The 23,086-nt window shown below is 72.9% G+C and carries 15 protein-coding genes; 10 read left to right on the forward strand and 5 right to left on the reverse strand.

All coding sequences use genetic code 11. The features are described 5' to 3' along the window. Positions 1-54: 54 nt before the first annotated feature. On the reverse strand, positions 55-4,305 hold the full coding sequence (locus ACZ7MX_RS11245) for a molybdopterin-dependent oxidoreductase (RefSeq protein WP_472131287.1): 4,251 nt from the start codon (positions 4,303-4,305) through the stop codon (positions 55-57). 212 nt (positions 4,306-4,517) lie between these two features. On the opposite strand from ACZ7MX_RS11245, the gene ACZ7MX_RS11250 reads away from it, so the two are divergent. The 4 genes from ACZ7MX_RS11250 to ACZ7MX_RS11265 all read left to right on the forward strand — a co-directional run bounded on the left by ACZ7MX_RS11250 (position 4,518) and on the right by ACZ7MX_RS11265 (position 8,649). After that, entirely contained in the window at positions 4,518-5,672 is a 1,155-nt protein-coding gene (locus ACZ7MX_RS11250) for an FAD-dependent oxidoreductase (protein WP_472131288.1), read from the forward strand. A gap of 305 nt (positions 5,673-5,977) precedes the next feature. Next, a complete protein-coding gene (locus tag ACZ7MX_RS11255) occupies positions 5,978-6,742 on the forward strand; it encodes a VOC family protein (protein ID WP_472131289.1) in 765 nt (254 codons plus the stop codon). A gap of 114 nt (positions 6,743-6,856) precedes the next feature. After that, positions 6,857-7,282, forward strand: coding sequence for an SH3 domain-containing protein (locus ACZ7MX_RS11260; RefSeq protein WP_472131290.1), 426 nt, complete (start codon positions 6,857-6,859; stop codon positions 7,280-7,282). Between the two features lie 188 nt (positions 7,283-7,470). Then, positions 7,471-8,649: an acyl-CoA dehydrogenase family protein gene (locus ACZ7MX_RS11265; protein WP_472131291.1), complete on the forward strand. Its 1,179-nt coding sequence runs from the start codon at positions 7,471-7,473 to the stop codon at positions 8,647-8,649. Here ACZ7MX_RS11265 and ACZ7MX_RS11270 read toward each other — a convergent pair. Genes ACZ7MX_RS11270 through ACZ7MX_RS11280 form a run of 3 tightly spaced genes read right to left on the reverse strand, consistent with a single transcriptional unit; the run spans position 8,606 to position 12,414 of the window. Further along, complete coding sequence (locus ACZ7MX_RS11270) at positions 8,606-8,851, reverse strand: hypothetical protein (RefSeq protein ID WP_472131292.1); 246 nt, start codon at positions 8,849-8,851, stop codon at positions 8,606-8,608. The genes ACZ7MX_RS11265 and ACZ7MX_RS11270 overlap by 44 nt on opposite strands. Positions 8,852-8,872: 21 nt before the next feature. Then, positions 8,873-11,590: a molybdopterin-dependent oxidoreductase gene (locus ACZ7MX_RS11275; protein WP_472131293.1), complete on the reverse strand. Its 2,718-nt coding sequence runs from the start codon at positions 11,588-11,590 to the stop codon at positions 8,873-8,875. After that, positions 11,587-12,414, reverse strand: coding sequence for an FAD binding domain-containing protein (locus ACZ7MX_RS11280; protein WP_472131294.1), 828 nt, complete (start codon positions 12,412-12,414; stop codon positions 11,587-11,589). Before ACZ7MX_RS11280 ends, ACZ7MX_RS11275 begins: the two co-directional genes overlap by 4 nt. Positions 12,415-12,732: 318 nt before the next feature. Here ACZ7MX_RS11280 and ACZ7MX_RS11285 point away from each other — a divergent pair, with 318 nt between their 5' ends. Both ACZ7MX_RS11285 and ACZ7MX_RS11290 read left to right on the forward strand, forming a co-directional pair. After that, positions 12,733-13,575: an oxygenase MpaB family protein gene (locus ACZ7MX_RS11285; protein ID WP_472131381.1), complete on the forward strand. Its 843-nt coding sequence runs from the start codon at positions 12,733-12,735 to the stop codon at positions 13,573-13,575. A 27-nt stretch (positions 13,576-13,602) separates the two neighbouring features. Next, entirely contained in the window at positions 13,603-15,540 is a 1,938-nt protein-coding gene (locus ACZ7MX_RS11290) for a serine/threonine-protein kinase (RefSeq protein ID WP_472131295.1), read from the forward strand. Between the two features lie 8 nt (positions 15,541-15,548). Here the strand turns inward: ACZ7MX_RS11290 and ACZ7MX_RS11295 are convergent, their stop codons facing one another. Beyond that, complete coding sequence (locus ACZ7MX_RS11295) at positions 15,549-16,859, reverse strand: glycoside hydrolase family 27 protein (RefSeq protein ID WP_472131296.1); 1,311 nt, start codon at positions 16,857-16,859, stop codon at positions 15,549-15,551. 180 nt (positions 16,860-17,039) lie between these two features. Between ACZ7MX_RS11295 and ACZ7MX_RS11300 the strand changes: the two genes are divergently transcribed. The 4 genes from ACZ7MX_RS11300 (at position 17,040) to ACZ7MX_RS11315 (ending at position 22,968) form a co-directional block, all read left to right on the forward strand. After that, positions 17,040-18,626: a phytoene desaturase family protein gene (locus ACZ7MX_RS11300; RefSeq protein ID WP_472131297.1), complete on the forward strand. Its 1,587-nt coding sequence runs from the start codon at positions 17,040-17,042 to the stop codon at positions 18,624-18,626. Between the two features lie 109 nt (positions 18,627-18,735). Further along, on the forward strand, positions 18,736-19,839 hold the full coding sequence (locus ACZ7MX_RS11305; RefSeq protein WP_472131298.1) for an NAD(P)H-dependent flavin oxidoreductase: 1,104 nt from the start codon (positions 18,736-18,738) through the stop codon (positions 19,837-19,839). A gap of 19 nt (positions 19,840-19,858) precedes the next feature. Continuing rightward, on the forward strand, positions 19,859-21,415 hold the full coding sequence (locus ACZ7MX_RS11310) for an acyl-CoA synthetase (protein WP_472131299.1): 1,557 nt from the start codon (positions 19,859-19,861) through the stop codon (positions 21,413-21,415). A gap of 41 nt (positions 21,416-21,456) precedes the next feature. Further along, positions 21,457-22,968 carry an acyl-CoA synthetase gene (locus ACZ7MX_RS11315; RefSeq protein ID WP_472131300.1) on the forward strand — a complete coding sequence of 504 codons (1,512 nt, stop codon included), beginning with the start codon at positions 21,457-21,459 and terminating at the stop codon, positions 22,966-22,968. Positions 22,969-23,086 lie beyond the last annotated feature (118 nt).

Consider the following 23,086-nt stretch of genomic DNA (forward strand, 5'->3'; position numbering starts at 1 on the left):
AACCGCAGGAAGAACCCGCAGGAGGAAAGGCAGCGGGAGGGGAGCGCGGAGCCGTCAGTACACGTCCCGTACGTACCGCTTCTCGGCCGCGAGCTGTTTGACGTACCCGGTGGCGGCGTCCTCCGTCAGGCCGCCGTGGGCCACCGCGATCTCGCGGAGCGCGCGATCGACGTCCTTGGCCATCCGCGAGGCGTCGCCGCACACGTAGAAGTGCGCGCCGTCCTGGAGCCAGGACCACAGCTGGGCGCCGTGTTCCCGCATCCGGTCCTGGACGTAGACCTTGGCGCGCTGATCGCGGGAGAAGGCGGTGTCCAGCCGGGTGAGCAGCCCGTCGTGGTGCAGCCGGCCGAGCTCCTCCTCGTAGTAGAAGTCCGTGGCGCGGCGCTGCTCGCCGAAGAACAGCCAGTTGGGGGCGTGGTGGCCGCGGGCCCGCCGCTCGTCGAGGAAGCCGAGGAAGGGCGCGACGCCGGTGCCGGGCCCGACCATCACCATCGGCGTGGCCGGGTCGGCCGGTGGCCGGAAGTGTGCGCTGCGCCGCACGAAGATCTCCACCGGGCTGCCGGGCTCGGCATCCGCCAGGAACGCGGAGGCCACGCCCTTGCGCGAGCGGCCCTGCCGGTTCTCGTAGCGGACCACGGAGACCGTCAGCCGCAGCAGCGCGGGATCGGTCAGCGGGCTCGACGAGACGGAGTACAGCCGCGGCCGCAGGCGGGGGAGGAGCGCGGCCCATTCCCGGGCGTCGGCCCGCACCCGGTGCTCGGCCACCACGTCGACGGCCTGCCGGCTCCAGGTCCACCGGTCCAGCTCGCCCTTGTTGCCGGGCCGCAGCAGCTTCCGCAGTGTCCGGTCCCCGGTCTGTTCGGCGGCCAGCCGGAGCAGCGCGGGGGTGATCCGGGTGATGTCGAGATGGCGGTGCAGCGCCTCGCCGAACGCCACCGTGCCCACCCCGTCGACGTCCACCGGTGCCGCCGGGTCCAGACCGGTCAGATCCAGCCACTCCGCCACCAGCTCCGGGCAGTTCAGCGGCTGCACCCCGAGCGCGTCACCGGCCTCGTACGCCAGCGGCACCCCCTCGGCGTCCCGGGTGTCGAAGGTGAACCGGCGCACCTCCTTGGTGGCGCCGGGCCGGCTGAGCAGATCGTTGCCGACGAGCCGGGCGGTGACGGTGGGGTCCTTGGCGGGGGCTGCGGAGGCCGCGGGGGCGGCCGGGGCCGGTGGCGTCCCGGTGTGCCCGTCGGCCGCCGGTTCCGGCGATCCGTCCTCCAGCGCCCGCAGCACCTGGTCGAGCCACTGCCCGGCCGGCTGTGCGTAGTCCGGCTCGCAGTCCGTGCGCGGCGCCAGCCGGACCGCGCCCAGCTCCGCCAGCCGGGCGTCCAGCCGCCGCCCGTGGCCGCAGAAGTCGTCGTACGAGGAGTCGCCCAGCGCCAGGACCGAGTAGCGCAGGCCCTCCAGTCGCGGGGTGTCCGGCGCGTTGAGCGTCTCCCAGAAGCCGGAGCCGTTGTCGGGGGCCTCGCCGTCGCCGAAGGTGCTGGTCACGATGAGCAGGTCCGCGGTGCGCGGCAGGGTGGCCGGGGTGCTGTCGGCCATGCTCACCAGCGTCGCCTCCCGCCCGCTGCCCTTCAGCCGGCGGGCGGTGTCCGCGGCGACCTCCTCCGCGTTGCCGGTCTGCGAGGCCCACAGCACGATCACCGTACGGGCAACGGAATCCGACGACCCGTCACCCGGATCCTCCGGGTCGTGCCGCGCCGCCGTCCCGGTCCGCTCGTCCGCGGTCCGCGAGAACATCCCGGCCAGCACGCCGTTCACCCACAGCGCGGTGTCCGCGTCGAACGGCGCCTGGGCGGGCAGCACCGGCGTACCGCCGGCCGGACGGGACGCCAGCCCGGTGAGGAAGCCGGACAGATAGCGGCGCTCGTGCTCGGCCAGGGCCGGCGGGGCGGGGTCGGTCAGCCGGAAGAGGTCGGTCAGGACCGCCACCGCGCCCCCCGCGGCGCCCCCTCCCGGGCCGCCCGCCGGACCGCCCCCCGACCGGTCCGCCGGGCCGCCGGGTTCCGCGTCCGGGCCCGCCGCCGCGCCCGGGAGCGCCGCGGTCTCCGGGTGGCCGGCGCCGCCCGGCACCCTGGTCAACGCGACCGCACACGCCTTGAACCCGGGCTGGAAGGAGACCGGATCGACCGCGTCATGGGTCACCGCGTTGACGCACCGGTACTCACCGAAGAGGTCGTTCCAGTGGAACGGCGCGAAGCAGTTCCCGGGCCGTACCCGGTCGGTCACCACGGCCGGCAGCACCGCCCGCCCGCGCCGCGAGGCGACCTCCACCGCATCGCCCTCCCGCACGCCCAGCCGCTCGGCGTCCTCGGGATGGAGTTCCACGAACGGCCCGGGGTTCAGCTTGCCCAGCTTGGCGACCTTGCCGGTCTTGGTCAGGGTGTGCCACTGGTGCGGCAGCCGGCCGGTGTTGAGCAGGTACGGGAAGTCGTCGTCGGGCAGCTCGGCCGGCGGCAGGTGCGGACGGGCGAAGAACGCGGCCCGCCCGCTGGCGGTGGGGAAGACCAGCCGGGGGCGGCTGCCGTCCGGCCGTACGACCGGCTCCCGGCCGGCCCCGTCGTTGAGATAGCGCACCGGATTGCGGTCCGGTCCGTCGGCGGCCGCGCTCGGCCACTGCACGGGCGTCCCGCGCAGCCGCGGATAGCTCACCCCGGCGAGGTCGTACCCGGTCCGCGGGTTGCCCGCGCGCTTGAGCTCCTCGAATATCTCCTCCGCGCTGTCGTACGAGAAGGCGTCCGCATAGCCCATCTCGCAGGCGATCCGCGCGATGATCCGCCAGTCCGGCCAGGCCTCGCCGGGCGGATCGGCGGCCCGGCCCACCAGCGTGAGGTTGCGTTCCGAATTGACCATCACGCCCTCGGACTCGGACCACATGGCGGCCGGCAGCACCACATCGGCGTACGCGGTGGTCTCGGTCTCCGCGAACACGTCCTGCGCCACGACGAATTCAGCGGCCTCCAGGCCCTCGATGACGGTGCGGCGGTTGGCGACCGAGGCGACCGGGTTGGTGCAGATGATCCAGCAGGCTCTGATGTCCCCGTCCGCCATCCGCCGGAACATCTCGACGGTGCCCTGTCCGCCGTCGTCCGCCCGCAGCGTCCCCGGGGCCAGGCCCCACAACTCCTCGGTGAACGCGCGGTCCTCGGCGACCAGCGCCGACCGCTGGCCGGGCAGCCCCGGTCCCATGTAGCCCATCTCCCGGCCGCCCATCGCGTTGGGCTGGCCGGTCAGCGAGAACGGGCCGCTGCCCGGGCGGCAGATCGCGCCGGTCGCCAGGTGCAGGTTGATCAGCGCGTTGGTGTTCCAGGTGCCGTGGGTGCTCTGGTTCAGCCCCATCGTCCAGCAGCTCGTCCAGTCGCCCGCGGCACCGATCCACTCGGCCGCCCGGCGCAGCTCCGCCTCCGGGATCCCGGTGATCTCGGCGACCTTCGCGGGCGGATAGTCCGCCAGGAACGCGGGCATCTCCGCCCACCCCTCGGTGTGCCCGTCGATGAACTCCTGGTCGATGTCGCCGTTCTCCACCAGCAGGTGCAGCAGCCCGTTCAGCAGTGCCAGATCCGTACCGGGCGCGATCTGCAGGAAGAGGTCCGCCTTGGCCGCGGTGGCGGTGCGCCGGGGATCGACCACGATCAGCTTGGCGCCGGCCTTGACCCGTTCCAGCAGCCGCAGGAAGAGGACCGGGTGGCAGTCGGCCATGTTGGAGCCGATGACGAGGAACACGTCGGCGCGGTCGAAGTCCTCGTAGGAGCCGGGCGGGCCGTCCGCGCCCAGCGACAGCTTGTAGCCGCTGCCCGCACTCGCCATGCACAAACGGGAGTTGGACTCGATGTGGGTGGTGCGCAGGAACCCCTTGGCGAGCTTGTTCGCCAGGTACTGCGCCTCCAGCGTCATCTGCCCCGAGACATAGAGCGCGACGGCGTCCGGGCCGTGCGCGTCGACGATCTCGCGCAGCCGGGCGGCGGTCTGCTTGACGGCGGTGTCCATGGCGGTGGGCACCGGTTCGTCACCCCGGTCGCCGCGGACCAGGGCGCCGGTCAGCCGGCCGGGCGCGCTGAGCAGTTCGGCGCTGGTCGCGCCCTTGGTGCAGAGCCGGCCGTGGTTCGCCGGATGGGACTTGTCCCCGCTGGCCCGGCGCACGGTCCGCCGGCCGTCCCCGTCCGTCGCGACCTCCAGCACGATCCCGCAGCCGACACCGCAGTACTGGCACGCCGTGCGCACCTGCGTGAGGCGCTCTGCCGGTGTTTCCGCTGCGGTCACGGACGGTCCCCTTCGTGGTCGGAAGCTGGGCTCCGACCCTACGAAGGGCCCGTTAACCACGTGTCACACGAGGCGATCATCCGCCGTTACGGCGACCACACACCCGGCTCCGGCGCCCCGTGAGGCCCGTTCAGGAGACCCGCACCGAAGGTGCAGCAACACGAAAAGTGAAGTCGTTGTACTTTCGCATCGGATGTGCTTTTCTGTGGTCCATGCATCCCACCACCCCTTCCCGCACCGCGATCATCGGAGCCGGCCCCGGCGGGCTGACCTGCGCCCGGGTGCTCCAGCGGCACGGCCTGCCGGTCACCGTCCTCGACCGGGACGCCTCCGCCGGGGCCCGGCCGCAGGGCGGCACCCTCGACCTGCACGCGGCCACCGGCCAGGCGGCGTTGCGCGCGGCCGGTCTCTACGAGGAGTTCGCCGCCCTCGCCCGCCCCGAAGGGCAGGAGATGCGGCTCTACGGCCGCGACGCCACCCTGCTCTTCCGGCATGCCCCGGCCGCAGACGTGACCGAGCGCCCCGAGATCGACCGCGGGGAGCTGCGGCGGCTGCTGCTGGACTCGCTCGCCCCCGGCACCGTCCGCTGGGGCCACTACCTGCGCGCGCTGCACCCGCTGGGCGACGGCCGGCACAAGGCGGAGTTCGACGACGGCCACACCGAGGAGTTCGACCTGGTCATCGGCGCCGACGGCGCCTGGTCGCGGGTCCGTCCGCTGCTCTCCGACGCCACCCCGCACTACTCCGGCGTCACCTTCGTCGAGTTCTCCTTCGACGACGCCGACGCCCGCCACCCCGCGATCGCCCAGCTGGTCGGCGGCGGCAGCATGATGGCGTCCTCCGCCGAGCGGGCGCTGATCGTCCAGCGCAACAGCCGCGGCCACCTCCGCGGTTACGCCGCCTTCCGGGGCTCGGAGGACTGGGCCCTGGAGGCCGGGGTGACGATGACGGACACCGAGGCGGTACGGGCCGCGCTGCTCGGCCGGTTCGCCGGCTGGGACGACCGGCTGCTGGCGCTGCTGACCGACAACGACGGCGGATTCGTCAACCGGCCGCTGTTCGCCCTGCCGGTGCCGCACACCTGGGCGCACACCCCGGGCGTGACGCTGCTCGGCGACGCGGCGCACCTCATGACGCCGTTCTCCGGCATGGGCGCCAACCTCGCCATGCTCGACGGCAGCGAACTCGCCCTGGCCCTCGTCCGGCACCCCGACCGGGACGCGGCACTGCGCGCCTACGAGGCCGTGCTGCTGCCCCGCTCCGCCGACGCCGCCGAGGCGGCCGCCCGCGGCCTGGCCAACGCCCTGGCCCCCGACGCCCCGGAGGGCTCGCTGCGCCACCTGCGGACGACGGCCGGCGACGCCTAGGGCCTGTCGTCAAATTCCCGTCTGCCCCGCGACGCCTGGCACGCACTCTCGCCGCACCGGGCGAAAGCCCAAGTACTCCAGTACGAGGACTTCCACCCGGCACTCCCCCAGCCTTCGGCCGGGGGGACCCCCAGAGCACGCACCAGACGCCGCGCTGCCGCCCTTCGGGCGACGACGGGAATTTGACGACAGGCCCTAGCGGCTCGACGCCGGTGCGCGGAGCTCCGGTTGCGGCCCCCGCCCGCCCGTCGGACGATCGGCAGCGTACGGACAGCGACCGGCACCGCACGGAGACGGAACCCACCGTGAAGATCACCGAGCCCACCCCCGGTGCGCCCTGCTGGGTGGAGCTGGGCACCTCGGACGTCGACGCCGCCAAGGTCTACTACCGCGAGGTCTTCGGCTGGCGCGCGGAGACCGACCTGCGCCCGGAGGCCGGCGGGTACACCGTCTTCCTCCTGGGTGCCGCCCCGGTCGCCGCGGTGACCCCGCTCTACGCCCCCGGCCAGCCGACCGCCTGGACCGTCTCGTTCGCCACCCGGGACGCCGATGCGCTGGCCGCGGCGGTCGCCGAGGCCGGCGGGCGGCAGCTGATGGCACCGATGGACGTCTTCCAGCAGGGCCGTTTCGCGGTGCTGGCGGACCCGGAGGGCGCGCTGTTCTCGGTGTGGCAGGCCCGGGACTTCCCCGGCGCGGCGCTGCTCAACGCGCCCGGTTCGCTGGGCTGGGTGGAGCTCGCCACCCGCGACGAGGAGGCCGCCAAGCACTTCTACACCCGGGTCTTCGGCTGGACCGTGGGCACCCATGAGGACTATCCGCAATGGGGGATCGACGGCGCCGACTTCGGCGGGCTGAGCGCGCTGGACGAGTTCTACCCGGACGACGTGCGGGCGCACTGGCTGCCGTACTTCGCCGTCGCCGACGTCGACGACACCGCGGCCCGGGCCGCGGAGTCCGGCGGGATGCTGCTGGTGCCTCCCACCGACGTGCCCGAGGGCCCGCGGATCGCGGTGGTCCGGGACCCGCAGGGGGCCTCCTTCGGCATCCACCGCGCGGGCACCGAAGGCTGACCGTCACACGATCGGCGGCCTGTTCGTCGTTTCACCACATTTCAAGGGTGGTTTGCGCGTAATGTCCATTTCGCACCAATGGGTGGCATCGCGCGTCAAGAACAGGAGACCCCCATGTCCACGACCGAATTCCTCGCGGTCCGCGGCAGGAAGCTCGCAGCCGGCGCGGGCGCACTGACCACGGCGCTCGCCCTCGGAGCGACGCTGTCCGCCATGACCCCGGCGCAGGCGGCGCCCGGCCCGACCGCCAAACCGTACGGCGTCGTCACTACCAAGATGGGCCTGAGCGAGCGTCAGTACCCCAGCACCGACGCCTCGGTGAAGGGCTACCTGCGGCACCGCGCCCAGGTCAACCTGGTGTGCAAGGTCCGCACCCAGCCCGTCGGCGGCAACAGCGTCTGGTACCTGACCGGCGAGGGGCGCGGGACCTGGGTCGCGGCGAAGTACGTGACCAACAGCGGCTCCGTCAAGTACTGCAAGGAAGTGCAGCGCGGCCGGATCGCGCCCCACAACAACGCGGCCAAGCACGCCGTGGGCTGATGGCGCCCGGCACCCAGGCCCGGTCCGGTACCCGCAGGTGCCGCACCGGGCCTTCGTGCGCCCGCCCGCGCTCTTCCGAATTTCTGTAACAAGTTCTACTGTGCCCTCCGATCCGTTAACCGACGGCCCGTCAGAAACCGGCGGATCGTCGGCCGGACGACCGGACTGCCGGACGATCTGGAGGCGCCGTGCACCTCGAATACACCCCCGAGCAGCAGCAGTTGCGCGCCGAGCTGCGCACCTACTTCGCCGAACTGGTGCCGGACCACGCCCACGCCCGGTACGCGGATCCGGCAGCGCAGAAGCGGTTCTACCGCGAGACCGTCCGCCGGCTCGGCGCGGACGGCTGGCTCGGCGTGGGCTGGCCGAAGGAGTACGGCGGGCGCGGGTCGACCCCGATGGAACAGTTCATCTTCTTCGACGAGGCCGCCCAGGCCGGTGTCCCGCTGCCGCTGATGGCGCTCAACACCGTCGGCCCGACGCTCATGCAGTTCGGCACCGAGGAGCAGAAGGCGTACTTCCTGCCGCGCGTGCTCTCCGGCGAGATCGACTTCGCCATCGGCTACAGCGAGCCCGAAGCGGGCACGGACCTGGCCGCGCTGAAGACCAGGGCCGTGCGCGACGGCGACACGTACGTCGTCAACGGCCAGAAGATCTGGACCACCAACGGCGACACCGCCGACTGGGTGTGGCTGGCCGTCCGTACCGACCCCGACGCGCCACCGCACAAGGGCATCACCATCCTCCTCGTACCGACCTCCGACCCCGGCTACTCCTGCACCCTGATCAACACCCTCGCCTCGCACGACACCACGGCGAGCTACTACGAGAACATCCGCGTCCCCCTCTCGCGCCGCGTCGGCGAGGAGAACAAGGGCTGGCGGCTGATCACCAACCAGCTCAACCACGAACGCGTCACGCTCGCCGCCCACGGCACCATGGCCATCCGCGCCCTGCACGACGTGCAGCGCTGGGCGACAAAGACCAAGCTCGCCGACGGCCGCCGCGTCGTGGACCTGCCCTGGGTCCGCCGCCGCCTCGCGCAGACCCACACCCGGCTGGACGCCATGAAGCTCCTCAACTGGCGCATGGTGAACGCCCTCCAGGAAGGCACCCTCACCCCGCAGGACGCCTCCGCGGTCAAGGTCTACGGCTCCGAGGCGCGGCGGGACGCCTACGCCTGGCTCATGGAGGTCGTCGCCGCCGCGGGCGCCCTCAAGGAGGGCTCGGCGGGCGCCGTCCTCCACGGCGAACTGGAACGCGGCTACCGCTCCGCGGTGATCTTCACCTTCGGCGGCGGCAACAACGAGATCCAGCGCGAGATCATCGCGTGGATCGGCCTGGGGATGCCGCGGGTACGGCGCTGAGGGTCAGGGCAGCGTCCAGATCCGGGTCGTCACGAAGGAGAAGGAACGGGCGGCCGGTGTCGAGGAAGCGCTGCCGGGTGGCGCTGTTGATCCAGACCTGCAGATGGGCAATCGAATCGAAGCGGTAGACGACGGTCCAGTCCGGCTGCCGGGAGATCTCGATCGCTGTCGCGGCGCCGTCGTCGAGCCGTTCCGTGGTCATCTGCTCAGCCCGTCCGTGTGCTCACGCCGCCGGCACCGACCGGCTCTCGTTGAGCCGGCGGTAGATGCGTTCCGGAGTCAGCGGCAGCGCACGGAAACGGACGCCCGTGGCGTCGTGCAGTGCGTTCGCCAAGGCCGGGGCCACCGGGTTGATACAGCATTCCGCCATCCCCTTCGACCGCAGGGGCCCCACGGAATCCGACGACTCCACCAGCAGCACCTCCGTGCGGGGGACATCGGCGTAGGTGGGGATGCGGTAGTTGCGGAAATTCGGATTGACCATGACGCCGTTCGCGTCGACGTGGTGATTCTCGGTCAGCGCGAAGCCGATTCCCTGGGCGACGCCGCCCTCCACCTGCCCGCGGACCTGTCCGGGATTGATGACCACGGCGGCGTCGGTCGCCTGGACGCTGTGCAGGATCCGGATCTCGCCCGTCACCCGATGGACGGCGATGCGGAACCCCTGCGTATTGGAGGTGACGCTCCGGGGCGATCCGTAGGCCTTGCGGGCGGCGGTGAACCGGATGCCGCGCGCCCGGGCCAGGGCGACGAGTTCGGCCAGCGACAGGCGCCGTTCGCCGCAGACGACCCCCTCGTCGTGCAACGAGCACATCACGACATGGACGCCCGTGTGGGCGGCGGCGAATTCCAGGATGCGGTCGCGCACGGCATTGGCCGCCCGCAGGACCGCGTTGCCCGCCACGAAGAGCCCCGCACTCGCGAAGGCGCCGGTGTCGAATCCGGTGCGGTCGGTGTCGGACTGCACCAGGCGGATCCGCGACGGTGTCGTGCCCAGCTGGTTGGCCGCGATCTGGACGTGCGCGGTCGACGTGCCCTCGCCGAATTCGACGGTGCCGACGGCGAGTTCGTACACGAGGTCGTCGCCCAGCGTGACCCACGCTTCGGAGACGTGCTCCGTCGGCGGCGCGGTCTCGTGCAGGGAACTCGCGACGCCGGTCCCGACCAGCCACCCGGGGCCGGGGGAGGGCTCGTCGGCCGTCCGGGCCAGGGCCTCGCCCACCAGGTCGAGGCACCTCGCGAGGCCGTCCTCGCTGAACGACACGTCGTCCGGGCCCTCACTCATCGCGATGAGCGGATCACCGGGGCGCACGATGTTGCGGCGCCGCAGTGCGAGCGGATCGAGGTGCACGGCGCGGGCCAGCTCGTCCATCGCGGATTCCACCGCGTACGCCGGCTGCGTCATCCCGTAGCCCCGCAGTGCCCCGCTCGGGACGGTGTTCGTGTAGACGGAGTAGGCGTCGTACTTCTTGTTGGGGCAGCGGTAGATCATGACGGCGGCGCCGCCCGCGTAGAGCGTTTCGCCGCCGTGGTTGCCGTAGGCACCCGTGTTGGACACATTGCGGACCTGGATCGCGGTGAGCGTTCCGTCCGCCTTCGCGCCGAGTTTGACCGTCAGCGACATCGGATGCCGCGGGGACGCCGTGGTGAACTCCTCCTCGCGGGTGAATTCGAAGCAGACCGGGCGCCCGGTGTCCAGGGTGGCGAGCGCGACCAGATCCTCCGAGATCACTTCCTGTTTGCCGCCGAAGCCGCCGCCGACGCGGGTGCAGAACACCCTGAGCTGGTCCGGGCGCAGCGCGAACAGGTACCCCAGTTTGACCTTCGCGATCGACGGCGACTGCGAACTGGTGCGGACGTTCAGACGGCCGTCGGCCATCCAGGCGATCGAACCGTGGGTCTCCAGATGCGCGTGCTGCACGCGCGGTGAGAAGTACGTGCCTTCGTGGATCACGTCGGCCTCGGCGAACCCGGCGTCGACATCGCCGATGTGGCCGTGCAGCTCGAGAAGGATGTTGTGGGCGGGGTCGCGGACGAAGGGGTCGTGCGAGCCGTGCAGTGGGGGCGCCCCCTCGGCCATGGCCTCTTCCGGGTCGAACACCGCCGGCAGTTGCTCGTATTCGACGACGACCTTCCGGCAGCCCTCTTCGGCCGCCGCGGCCGTGTCGGCCAGCACCGCGACGACGCGCTGGCCGACGAAGCGGACCGTGTCGTCGAGGATCCGGGTGTCGTCGGGATCGACGAGATGGTCGGTGTGGATCGCCGTGGTGAAGCGTCTGTTCGGCACGTCCTCCCAGGTGTAGACCCGGTGCACACCGGGGACGGCGAGTGCGGCGGTCTTGTCGACCGACACGATCCGGGCGTGCGCGTGGGGCGAGTGCACCACCTTGAGGTGCAGCATGCCGTCGAGGTGGGTGTCCATCGTGAACTCGGCGCGCCCGGTCACCACTTCTTCGCCTGCCGGCGCTCCGACGCTCGTCCCGACGGCCTTTCCCGGCGCGGCCGCCTCCACTCCGGTGACGCCTTGCACGGCGTCCTCGATGCCCCGGTATCCGGTGCAGCGGCAGAGGTTGCCCTTCAACGCCCTCGGCAGGTCCGCCTTCTGGGCCTCGGTGAACGTCGCCGACGTCATGATCATCCCCGCGGTGCAGAAACCGCACTGGAAGCCGGGGGCATCGCGGAACTGCCGCTGCATCGGATGCAGGTTGCCGGGCGATCCGAGCCCCTCGATCGTCGTCACCTCATGACCGTCCGCGCGGAAGGCCGGGGTGATGCAGCTGTGTACCGGATCGCCGTCCAGCCACACCGTGCACGCACCGCAATCGCCCGCGTCACAGCCCTTTTTGACGCCGTGGTGGCCGAGCGAGCGGAGGAACGTGCGCAGGCACTGGCCGGGGCCCGGTTCATCGGCGAAGCGCCTGCCGTTCACGGTGTACGTCATGCCGGGCCCCCCGCCATGAGTTCACGGCGGATTTCCTCGGCGAAGTGCCGCGTCAGATGGCGGCGGTGGTCGGGGGTCCCGTTCGGATCGGCGAACCAGACGTCGGCGGGAATGACGTCGATGCTCTGCTGCAGCGTCCGGGCATCGGGCATCGTGTCGAAAGCGAGGCGCACCGGCCGGGTGGTGCCGGCCGTGACGGTGAGCAGCAGGTCGCTCGTGCCCGGCGTCCGCGTACCGATCAGAAACACCGTTGAACGGCCGAGACGGGTCAGCGTGAAGCGGCGGTATGCGGCGCGTTTGTGCAGGGCGTGCGCCGGGACGGTGATGCGCCGCAGGATTTCGCCGGGGGCGAGGACGTTGCGATGGTCGCCGGTGACGAAGTCGAGGGCGTCGACGGCCCGCGCGGACCCGTCAGGGGCCCACAGTTCGTACCGCGCCTCCAGGGCGACCGTCAGCGTGATCATCGGGCCGGCGGGCAGCGACATGCAGATGTTGCCGCCGACCGTCGCCGTGTTCCAGACCTTGAACGAGGAGAGGAACGCCTCGCAGCTCTTCGCGATGAGGCTGCCCGCAGACCAATTACCCGGCGGCGCAAAGGCGTACAGCTCGCGGATGGTGCACGTGGCACCGATGTCGAGGCCCGCTTCGCCCGCGACGAGGGGCTCCCAGCGCAACGCCGTCAGATCGATCAGGCGACGCAGGCCCGGCTGCTCCACGGAGAACAACCACGTGCCGCCGGCGAGCCAGGCGTCGCCCTCGCGCCAGTCCGCGCCCGGCCGGTCGGACGGCCGCCGGACGACTTCGGTGATGGTGTTGAGGTCCATGGCACCGACCTCCGTCGAATGTCGACGGGTCACCCTGCGCGCCAGGGGCGGAACCCGCGAGCGGCACAGCCGCGAGTGTCCGCCGCGGCCGGACCGCGCAGGAGAACCGGCGGACACCCATACCTTTCAAGGATATGCAGAACCGTTCGGCCTCGCCACGCAGGGCTTTCTCCCGGCGGGTGCGGTATGAGCAAATGGAGGGGCGCGGCCGACGGCCCGAGCCGGGTGACGGGCACCTCGGGGGCCGCGCCGGGCGCGGGAGGTGTGGTGGGAGCAGCTGACCCCGGACTCTTCGGGCCCTCGTCGGTGACCTGGCAGATGCACGGTGACCCGTTGATGTGGATCGCCGGGATCCGCGCGCTCTACCTGCAGGCGCTGTACCCCCGCGCGGTGCGCGGCGTCCTGCAGAACTCGGACTTCCGGCGCGACGCCTGGGGCCGGCTCATGCGGACCGCGAACTTCGTCGGCACGACGACGTACGGCACCACCGACGCCGCCGAACGCGCCGGTGCCGCGGTCCGCGGACTGCACCGGAGGCTGACCGCCACCGACCCGGCCACCGGCGAGCGGTACCGCATCGACGAGCCGGAGTTGCTGCTGTGGGTGCACTGCGCCGAGGTCGACTCCTACCTCCAGGTGCTGCGCCGCTCCGGCTGTCCGCTCACCGGCGCCCAGGCCGACACCTACCTGCGCGAACAACGGGAGAGCGGCCGGCTCGTCGGGCTGGAGCCGGCGCGGGTCCCCGGCGACCGCGCCGCGCTCGCCGCGTACTTCGCAACGGTACGGCCCCGGCTCGCGGCGACCCCCGAGGCCCGGGAGGTGGACGCGTTCCTCCGCCGTCCGCCGGTGCCCGCCGCGTTCGTCCCGGCCCGCGCGGTGCTCTGGCCGTGGATCGCCCGGCTCGCCTACGGCGCCCTCCCGGCGTACGCCCACCGGCTCTACGGGCGCCCGGCGCCGCCACCGGCCACCGTCACCCGCCGTCTGCGCGCCACCGGCCGCCTGCTTCGCGCCATTCCGCCCGCCGTCCGCTGGCAGCTGCCGCCCCGGCACATCCTGCGTGCCGTCGAACGACTCGGGCCCGGCACCCGCCCGTCGGCCTACAAGCTCCGCCGCGCCGCCGCCATACTGGACGGGCAGGGGGAGCGACGCGGCTGGTCGTGAGGGCGGGGACGGGGGCGGCGACAGACGATGGCGGAGAACCGGCTGATCCAGGGACGGTACCGGCTGCTCGGCACGATCGGGCGCGGCGGCATGGGCGAGGTCTGGCGGGCCCGCGACGAAGCACTGGGCCGGCAGATCGCCGTCAAGTGCCTCAAGCCGCTGGGGCCCCGGCACGAGCGGGAGTTCCTCGACGTCCTGCGCGAGCGCTTCCGCCGCGAGGCCCGGGTCGCGGCCGCCCTCCAGCACCGCGGCATCACCGTCGTCCACGACTTCGGCGAGGACCAGGGCACCCTCTTCCTCGTCATGGAGCTGCTGACCGGCCGCAACCTCAGCCAGCTGCTCGACGACAACCGGCGCCAGCCGCTGCCCGTCCCCGACGTCATCGACATCGCCGAGCAGGTCACCGCCGCCTTGGCCTACACCCACGGGCAGGCCGTGGTGCACCGCGACCTGAAGCCGGCGAACATCGTCCGCACCGCCGACGGCACGGTCAAGATCTGTGACTTCGGCATCGCCCGGCTGGGCCACGACATCGGTTTCACCGCCCGGCTCACCGGCACCGGCGTCGCGATGGGCAGCCCGCACTACATGTCGCCCGAGCAGATCGGCGCCCATCCCGTCGACCACCGCAGCGATCTGTACTCCCTCGGCTGCGTGCTGTACGAACTCGCCACCGGCGTCCCGCCGTTCGACCTCGGTGACGCCTGGGCGGTGCTCGTCGGGCACCGGGACACCGCGCCGACCCCGCCGCGCTCCCTCCGTCCCGACCTGCCCGTGGCCTACGAGCGGATCATGCTCCAGCTGCTCGCCAAGGACCCCGACGATCGGCCCCGCGACGCCGACGACCTGGCCAAACGCCTCGCCGACGCGCGCCAGGACGGCGAGACCGTCCCGGTCCTGACGGACTGGATGGAGGGCATCACCCCCGGTTCACCGGCCGGCCCCGCCCACCGTCCGCCCCGCTCCGTACCGAGCCGCGCCGGCACGGCCCTCACCGACGCCTGGACCGGCGGCGACCCCCGGTCCGGTGACGCCGCCGTGGCCGCCGGGATCGCCAGCCCCGCACCTCCGGACGACCGCCGCACCGCCCTCGCCGCCCGTCTGGCCGCCGGCCGGGCCCTGGGCGAGGACGGCCGGTACTTCGAGGCCCACCAGATCTACGCCGAGGTGCTGGCCGCCCAGGAACGCACCCTGGGACCCGACCACCCCGACACCCTCGACTGCCGTCACCACCTCGCCCGCAACCTCGGCCGGCTGGGCCGGCTGGAGGACTGCCGGGCCATGACGTGGGACGTGGCCGCGGCCCGCGCCCGGGTCCTCGGGGCCCAGCACCCCGACACCCTCACCACCCGCTACGAACTCGGCCACGTCCTCGGCCGGCTGGGCCGGTGGGCCGAGGCGCTCGGCATCTACCAGGAGGTGACGGCGGCCCGTACGGCCGCGCTCGGCCCCGACCACCCCGACACCCTCGACGCCCGCGCCGAGGTCGGCATCGGCCTCGGCCGGCTCGGCCGCAGCGCCGAGGCGCTGATGCTCTACCACGACCTGGTCGCCGCCCGCACCCGCACCCAGGGCGGCGACGACCCGGACACCCTGCGCGCCCGGCACGGCCTCGGCGTCAACCTCGGGCGGCTGGGCCGCTGGCCGGAGGCGCTCGCCGAGGCCAGGCAGGTGGCCGCGGCCCGCGAGCGGGTGCTCGGCCCCGACCACCCCGACACACTGGTCAGCCTCCGGGAGACCGCCGTGGCCCTCGGCTGGCTGGGCCGCTGGGACGACGCGCTGGACCGCTACCGCCGGGTCGCTGACGCCCGCACCCGGGCACTGGGCGCCACCCACCCCGACACCCTGGCCAGCCAGAGCGACCTCGCCCAGTGCCTGGAACAACTCGGCCGCCAGGACGAGGCGGCAGCCCTGCACCGCCGGATCGCCGCCCTCCGCCGGGAGCGCGCGACGCACCGGCGGTAGCGGGACGCTCAGTCGGCCGGCGTCACCCGGTACAGCACCGTGCCGTGCGCCGGCACGTCGCTCGCCACGATGTCCCCGTCGCTGTGCCTGCGGTGACCGGTGACCAGATCGTGCAGCCGGTACGAGGACGCCTCCGGCAGACCGGCCGCGCCGGCGGTGACCGACAGCGTGCGCGGCGCGTCACCGGAGTTGAACAGCGCCACCGCCCGGTCGCCGTTCTTCAGCGGCTTGGCCAGGACGGCCGAGTTCTCGTCCTGCGCGACGATGCGCCCCTGGACGCCCAGCGGATCCTGGTCGACGGCGATGACGTGCGCGTTCCCCAGCACCGCGCGGGCCTGTGGGGAGAGCTTGCCGAGGTCCGTACTGGAGATCAGCGGCGCCGCCATCATCGCCCACAGCGACATCTGGCTCTGCATCTCGTCCGGGCTGAGCCCCGAGTCCCCGGCGAGCAGGAAGTCCGGGTCGTTCCAGCGCCCGGGGCGCTGCAGATCGGCGAGGTTCGCGTTGTAGTGGAAGTTGTAGACGATGGAGGACCACTTGGCGGCCGGGGTGCTCTGCTGCAGCGCCACGTCCCGGCCGCCCCGCCACAGGTTCCCCAGTTCGGACGACCAGCCGATGACCCGGTGCCAGACGCCGTCGCCGTCGAACTGGAAGTAGGCCGGCGCGGACACCGAGAAGGTGATCGGCCGGCCGCTGTCCCGCAGCGCGCGGCTCATCCGGCCGTACAGGTCCCGGTAGGTCTCCTCCTTGCTGTGTCCCGGCGTGGTGGGCACGTTGCAGCCGTCCGCCTTGACGTAGTCCACCTGCCAGCTCGCGAACAGCTTCGCGTCCTCGGCGAAGTGGCCGAGACTGCCCGGGTACTTCTCACAGGTGAGCGTGCCGACGTCCTCGTAGATCCCGAACTTCAGCCCCATGGCGTGCAGTTGCTGCCCCAGGTAGGCCATGCCGTGCGGGAACTTCACCGGGTCGGGCAGCAGCTCGCCCTTGGGGCCGCGCTGCTTGGCCATCCAGCAGTCGTCGACCGTGACGGTCCGGTAGCCCCTGCGCGCCAGGCCCGAACGGACCAGTGCCCGCGCGTTGTCGAGCACCACCTTCTCGTCGACGTGGCAGGTGTAGTACGACCAGTTGTTCCAGCCCATCGGGGGAGTGGGGGCCAGGTTCGGGTACGGGCCGGCGGCGGGCGCCGGGCCGGGCGCGCGGCCCGGGCCGGGGGTGGCGGCGGCGGGCGCCGGGGAGGCCAGCAGCCCGGCCGAGCAGGCGGCGACGGCGGTGAGTCCGGCGACGGTGCGGCCGATGCGGGGTGCCGAAGGACGGGACACGGGGTCACCTCACGGGTGTGCGGGACAGCCTGACGGGGGGACAGCCGGGGCGGTGCCGAGGCGGAGCACGGCCGGACGCTAGGAGCAGCCCCGGACCCGGTCAAGAAGCCGCACCGCCCGGAGTGGAGGTTTCAGCCGCGTGCACCTGGCCTCCGCGATCACCGCGTGCTACCAAGGGGCATGCCGGAACGGACTTCGTACGACGCGGTCATCGTCGGTGGCGGGCACAACGGACTGGTGGCCGCCGCCTATCTCGCACGCGCCGGTCTGAGCGTGCTGGTGCTGGAGCGGCTGGACCACACCGGTGGTGCCGCCGTGTCGACCCGGGCCTTCGCCGGTGTCGACGCCCGGCTGTCCCGCTACTCCTACCTCGTCAGCCTGCTGCCGCCGAAGATCGTGCGGGACCTCGGGCTGCGCTTCGCGGTCCGCAAACGCACCGTGTCCTCCTACACCCCCACCGTGCGCCACGGCCGCCCCACCGGACTCCTGGTCGGCGGCGGCGAGGCCCGCACCCGCCGCTCCTTCGCCGAACTCACCGGTTCCGACCGGGAGTTCGCCGCCTGGGAGCGCTTCTACGGCACCACCCGCCGGCTCGCCGAGCGGGTCTTCCCCACCCTCACCGAGCCGCTGCCCACCCGCGCCGCGCTGCGCGCCCGGGTCGACGACGACGCCACCTGGCGCGCCGTCTTCGAGCGGCCCCTGGGCGAGCTGGTCGAGAAGACCTTCAGCGACGACCTGGTCCGCGGGGTGGTCCTCACCGACGCCCTCATCGGCACCTTCGCCACCGCCCACGACCCGTCACTGCGCCAGAACCGCTGCTTCCTCTACCACGTCATCGGCGGCGGCACCGGCGACTGGGACGTGCCGCTGGGCGGGATGGGCGCCCTCACCGACGCCCTGGCCGACGCCGCCCGCCGGGCCGGCGCGGAGATCGTCACCAGCTGCCCGGTGACCGCGCTGGCCACCGACGGCCGCACCGCCGAGGTCACCTGCGAGCAGGGCACGATCGGCGCCCGCCGGGTCCTGGTGGGCGCCTCACCGCGGGAACTCGCCCGCCTCCTCGGCGAGGCGCCGCCACCGCCCGCCGAGGGCGCCCAGCTCAAGGTGAACATGCTGCTCACCCGGCTCCCCCGGCTCCGCGACACCGGGGTGGACCCGCGGGAGGCGTTCTCCGGCACCTTCCACATCGCCGAGGGCTACGACCAGCTGGAACGGGCCTACCGGCAGGCCGCCGCCGGCGACCTGCCCGCCGCCCCGCCCGCCGAGATCTACTGCCACTCGCTGACCGACCCCTCCATCCTCGGCGCCGACCTGGTCCGCCGCGGCTACCAGACGCTCACCCTCTTCGGCCTGCACACCCCCGCGCGGCTGTTCGCCGACGACACCGCCGACCACGCCGCCACCCGCGACCGCCTCCTGGCGGCCACCCTCGCCGAACTGGACACACACCTCGCCGAGCCCCTCACCGACTGCCTCGCCCGGGACGCCGACGGCCGCCCCTGCGTGGAGGCCAGGTCCCCGCTCGACCTGGACCGCGAACTCGGCCTGCCGGGCGGCAACATCTTCCACCGCGAGCTGGCGTTCCCGTACGCCGATCCGGAGGCAGAGGCTCCGGCCGGCGCGGCGGCGCGCTGGGGAGTGGCCACCGGCCACGACGCCGTCCTCCTGTGCGGCGCCGGCGCGGTGCGGGGCGGCGGGGTGAGCGGCATCCCCGGCCACAACGCCGCGATGGCGGTGCTGGAGGAACGGTCCTCCAGCAGGGCGTGACGGCCCGGGAGGCGCGCACGGTCCCGGGCCGGCCGGGACCGTGACGGTTTTCTGACGCTGCATCAGAAAATCTCTTCCCTCGTGCGGCGCCCTGCGGCATCCTGCGCGCATGCAGACGGAGCTGAGCAACAGGCTGGGCGCGGAGCACGCCGTCTTCGGGTTCACCCCCTTCCCCGCGGTCGCCGCGGCGATCACCCGGGCCGGCGGGTTCGGGGTGCTCGGCGCGGTCCGCTACACCGCGCCGGACGCCCTCGCCCGCGACCTCGACTGGATGCAGGAGCACACCGACGGGCTGCCGTACGGGCTCGACGTGGTGATGCCCGCCAAGAAGGTGGCGGGCGTCAGCGAGGCCGACGTCGAAGCGATGATCCCGGACGGGCACCGCCGGTTCGTCGACCACCTCCTCGACACCTACGGCGTACCGCCGCTCGCCGAGGGCGAGGCGTCCGGCTGGCGGATCACCGGCTGGATGGAACAGGTCGCCCGCACCCAGCTCGACGTGGCCTTCGACTACCCCATCACCCTGCTCGCCAACGCCCTCGGCCCCCCGCCCCCGGACGTCGTCCGACGCGCCCACGAGCACGGCGTCCTGGTCGCCGCACTGGCCGGCAGCCCCCGGCACGCCCGGCACCACAAGGCCGCCGGCATCGACATCGTCGTCGCCCAGGGCTACGAGGCCGGCGGACACACCGGCGAGATCGCCACCATGGTCCTCACCCCCGAGGTGGTCGCCGCAGTCGACCCGCTGCCGGTGCTCGCGGCCGGCGGGATCGGCACCGGCGAGCAGATCGCCGCCGGACTCGCCCTGGGCGCCCAGGGCGTCTGGCTCGGCTCGATCTGGCTGACCACCCGCGAGGCCGAACTGCACTCCCGGCGGCTGACCGCCAAACTGCTCGCCGCCGGCCCCGGCGACACCGTCCGCTCCCGCGCCCTGACCGGCAAACCCGCCCGCCAGCTGCGCACCGAGTGGACCGACGCCTGGGACGACCCGGCCGGGCCCGGCCCACTGCCGATGCCGCTGCAAGGACTGCTGGTCGCCGAGGCGAACTCGCGCATCCAGCGGCACGAGGTCGAGCCGCTGCTGGGCACCCCGGTAGGCCAGATCGTCGGCCGGATGACCAGCGAACGCAGCGTCCAGGCCGTCTTCGACGACCTGACCCGCGGCTTCGAGCGGGCCATCGACCGCATCAACCGCATCGCCGGACGCGCATGAACCCGAGGAGGACAGCGGAATGACCAACTCCCCACCGCCCAACGGCTTCTGGGCCCAGGCCGCCGCCGACCCGGACCGTACCGTGCTGATCGCCCCGGACGGCGCGGAGTGGACCGCGGGCCGGCTGCACGCCGCGAGCAACCGGCTGGTCCACGGGCTGCGCGCGGCCGGCCTGGAACGCGGCGACGCCTTCGCCGTGGTCCTCCCCAACGGCGTGGAGTTCTTCACCGCCTACCTCGCGGCGTCCCAGGCCGGCTTCTACCTCGTCCCGGTCAACCACCACCTGGTCGGCCCGGAGATCGCCTGGATCGTCGCCGACTCCGGGGCGAAGGTGGTGATCGCGCACGAGCGGTTCGCCGACGCGGCCCGGCAGGCCGCGGACGAGGCGGAGCTGCCGGCCGCCCGGCGCTATCTGGTCGGCACGGCGGACGGCTTCCGGCCGTACCGCGAACTCCTCGACGACCGGCCCGACTCGGCGCCCGACGGCCGGACGCTGGGCTGGGTGATGAACTACACCTCCGGGACCACCGGACGGCCGCGCGGCATCCGCCGCCCGCTGCCCGGCACCCCGCCCGAGCAGGCCCATCTCGGCGGCTTCCTCGGCATCTTCGGCATCAGGCCGTTCGACGGCAACGTCCACCTGGTCTGCTCGCCGCTTTACCACACGGCCGTCCTGCAGTTCGCCGGCGCCTCGCTGCATCTCGGCCACCGCGTCGTCCTGATGGACAGGTGGACCCCCCAGGGCATGCTGGCCCTGATCGACCGGCACCGCTGCACCCACACCCACATGGTGCCCACCCAGTTCCACCGCCTGCTCGCGCTCCCCGAGGCGACCCGGGCGGCCTACGACGTCAGCTCGCTGCGGCACGCCATCCACGGCGCCGCACCCTGCCCCGACCACGTCAAACGCGCCATGATCGACTGGTGGGGCGGCTGCGTCGAGGAGTACTACGCGGCGAGCGAGGGCGGCGGCGCCTTCGCGACCGCCGAGGACTGGCTGAAGAAACCGGGAACGGTCGGCCGGGCCTGGCCGATCAGCGAACTGGCCATCTTCGACGACGACGGCAATCGCCTGCCGCCCGGCGAACTCGGCACCGTCTACATGAAGATGACCACCGGCGGCTTCCGCTACCACAAGGACGAGGGCAAGACCCGCAAGAACCGGATCGGGGACTTCTTCACCGTCGGCGACCTCGGGTACCTCGACGAGGACGGCTACCTCTTCCTCCGCGACCGCAAGATCGACATGATCATCTCGGGCGGGGTGAACATCTACCCCGCCGAGATCGAATCCGCCCTCCTCGGCCACCCCGCCGTCGCCGACGCCGCGGCCTTCGGCATCCCGCACGACGACTGGGGTGAGGAGGTCAAGGCCGTCGTCGAGCCCGCCGAGGGCCATGCGCCCGGGCCCGGACTGGCCGCCGACATCCTGGCGCACTGCGAGCGCCGACTCGCCGGCTACAAACGGCCCAGGTCGGTCGACTTCATCGCCGTCATGCCGCGCGACCCCAACGGCAAGCTGTACAAGCGCAGGCTCCGCGACCCCTACTGGGAGGGCCGCGAGCGCGCCGTGTAGCGGTACTTGACCTCGCCACGGGCCGCCCGCAGGATCCCGCCATGACTGATGTGCGCAGCAGCACGGTGGACGGGATCCTGCGGCGGAGCGCCCGGCGGGTGCCGCACCGCACCGCGGTCCGGTACGGCGACCGGACGTGGACCTACCGGGAGCTCGACGAGGCCGTGACGGCCGCGGCCGCGGTGCTCCGCGGGGCCGGACTGCGCCCCGGCGACCGGGTCGGCTCCTACGGCCACAACTCCGACGCCTACCTCATCGGCTTCCTCGGCTGCGCCCGCGCCGGGCTGATCCACGTACCCATGAACCACCACCTCACCGGCGACGAGCTGCGCTACCTCGTCGAGCAGTCCGGCAGCTCCCTCGTCCTCGCCGATCCGCAGCTCGCCGGGCGGCTGCCGGACTCCGCGCGGGTGCTGCCGCTGCGCGACACCGACGACTCATTGCTGGTCCGGCTGCGCACCGCGCCCGCGGACCCGGACCCCGCGGCGCCGGACGCGGGCGACCTGGTCCAGCTGCTGTACACCTCCGGCACCACCGCACTGCCCAAGGGCGCGATGATGACCCACCACGCCCTGGTGCACGAGTACGTCAGCGCGATCACCGCCCTGGACCTCGCGGAGACCGACCGCCCGGTCCATTCCCTGCCGCTGTACCACTCCGCGCAGATGCACGTCTTCCTGCTGCCGTACCTGGCGGTCGGTGCGGAGAACACGATCCTCGACGCGCCCGACCCGGAGCGGATCCTGGACCTGGTCGCGGCCGGCCGGGCGGACAGCCTGTTCGCACCGCCCACGGTGTGGATCGGCCTGTCGCAGCACCCCGGCTTCGCCGACCGCGACCTGAGCGCGCTGCGCAAGGCGTACTACGGCGCCTCGATCATGCCGGTGCCGGTCCTGGAACGGCTCCGCGCCCGGCTGCCCGGGCTGGCCTTCTACAACTGCTTCGGGCAGAGCGAGATCGGCCCGCTGGCCACCGTCCTGGGACCGGACGAGCACGAGGGGCGGATGGACTCCTGCGGGCGCCCGGTGCTCTTCGTGGAGGCGCGGGTGGTCGACGAGTCGGGCCGGGAGGTGCCCGACGGCACCCCGGGCGAGGTCGTCTACCGCTCCCCGCAGCTGTGCTCCGGCTACTGGGGCAAGCCCGAGGAGACCGCCGAGGCGTTCCGCGACGGCTGGTTCCACTCCGGGGACCTGGCCGTCCGGGACACCGAGGGCTACTTCACCGTGGTGGACCGGGTCAAGGACGTCATCAACTCCGGTGGCGTACTGGTCGCCTCGCGCCAGGTGGAGGACGCGCTCTACGCCCACCCCCAGGTGGCCGAGGTCGCGGTCATCGGGCTGCCGGACGAGCGGTGGATCGAGGCGGTCACCGCCGTGGTCGTGCGGCGGCCGGAGGGGGGACCGGTAGGGGAACAGGAGCTGATCGAGGCGGCCCGGGCCCGGCTCGCGCCGTTCAAGGCCCCCAAACGGGTGCTGTTCGTGGACGCGCTGCCGCGCAACGCCAGCGGCAAGGTCCTCAAGCGGGAGCTGCGGGAACGGTTCGCGGCGTCCTGAGCCGTGCGGTGCGCGGCGCACCGGGCGGCGCGCGCGACGCGTGCGGAGGGCGACTGTCAGTGCCCCCTGCCATGCTGAAAACGCGTGGCCGGAGCACCGCCGGCCGACGGCCCTGCAC

It is taken from the genome of Streptomyces sp. NPDC107765, from assembly GCF_055657085.1.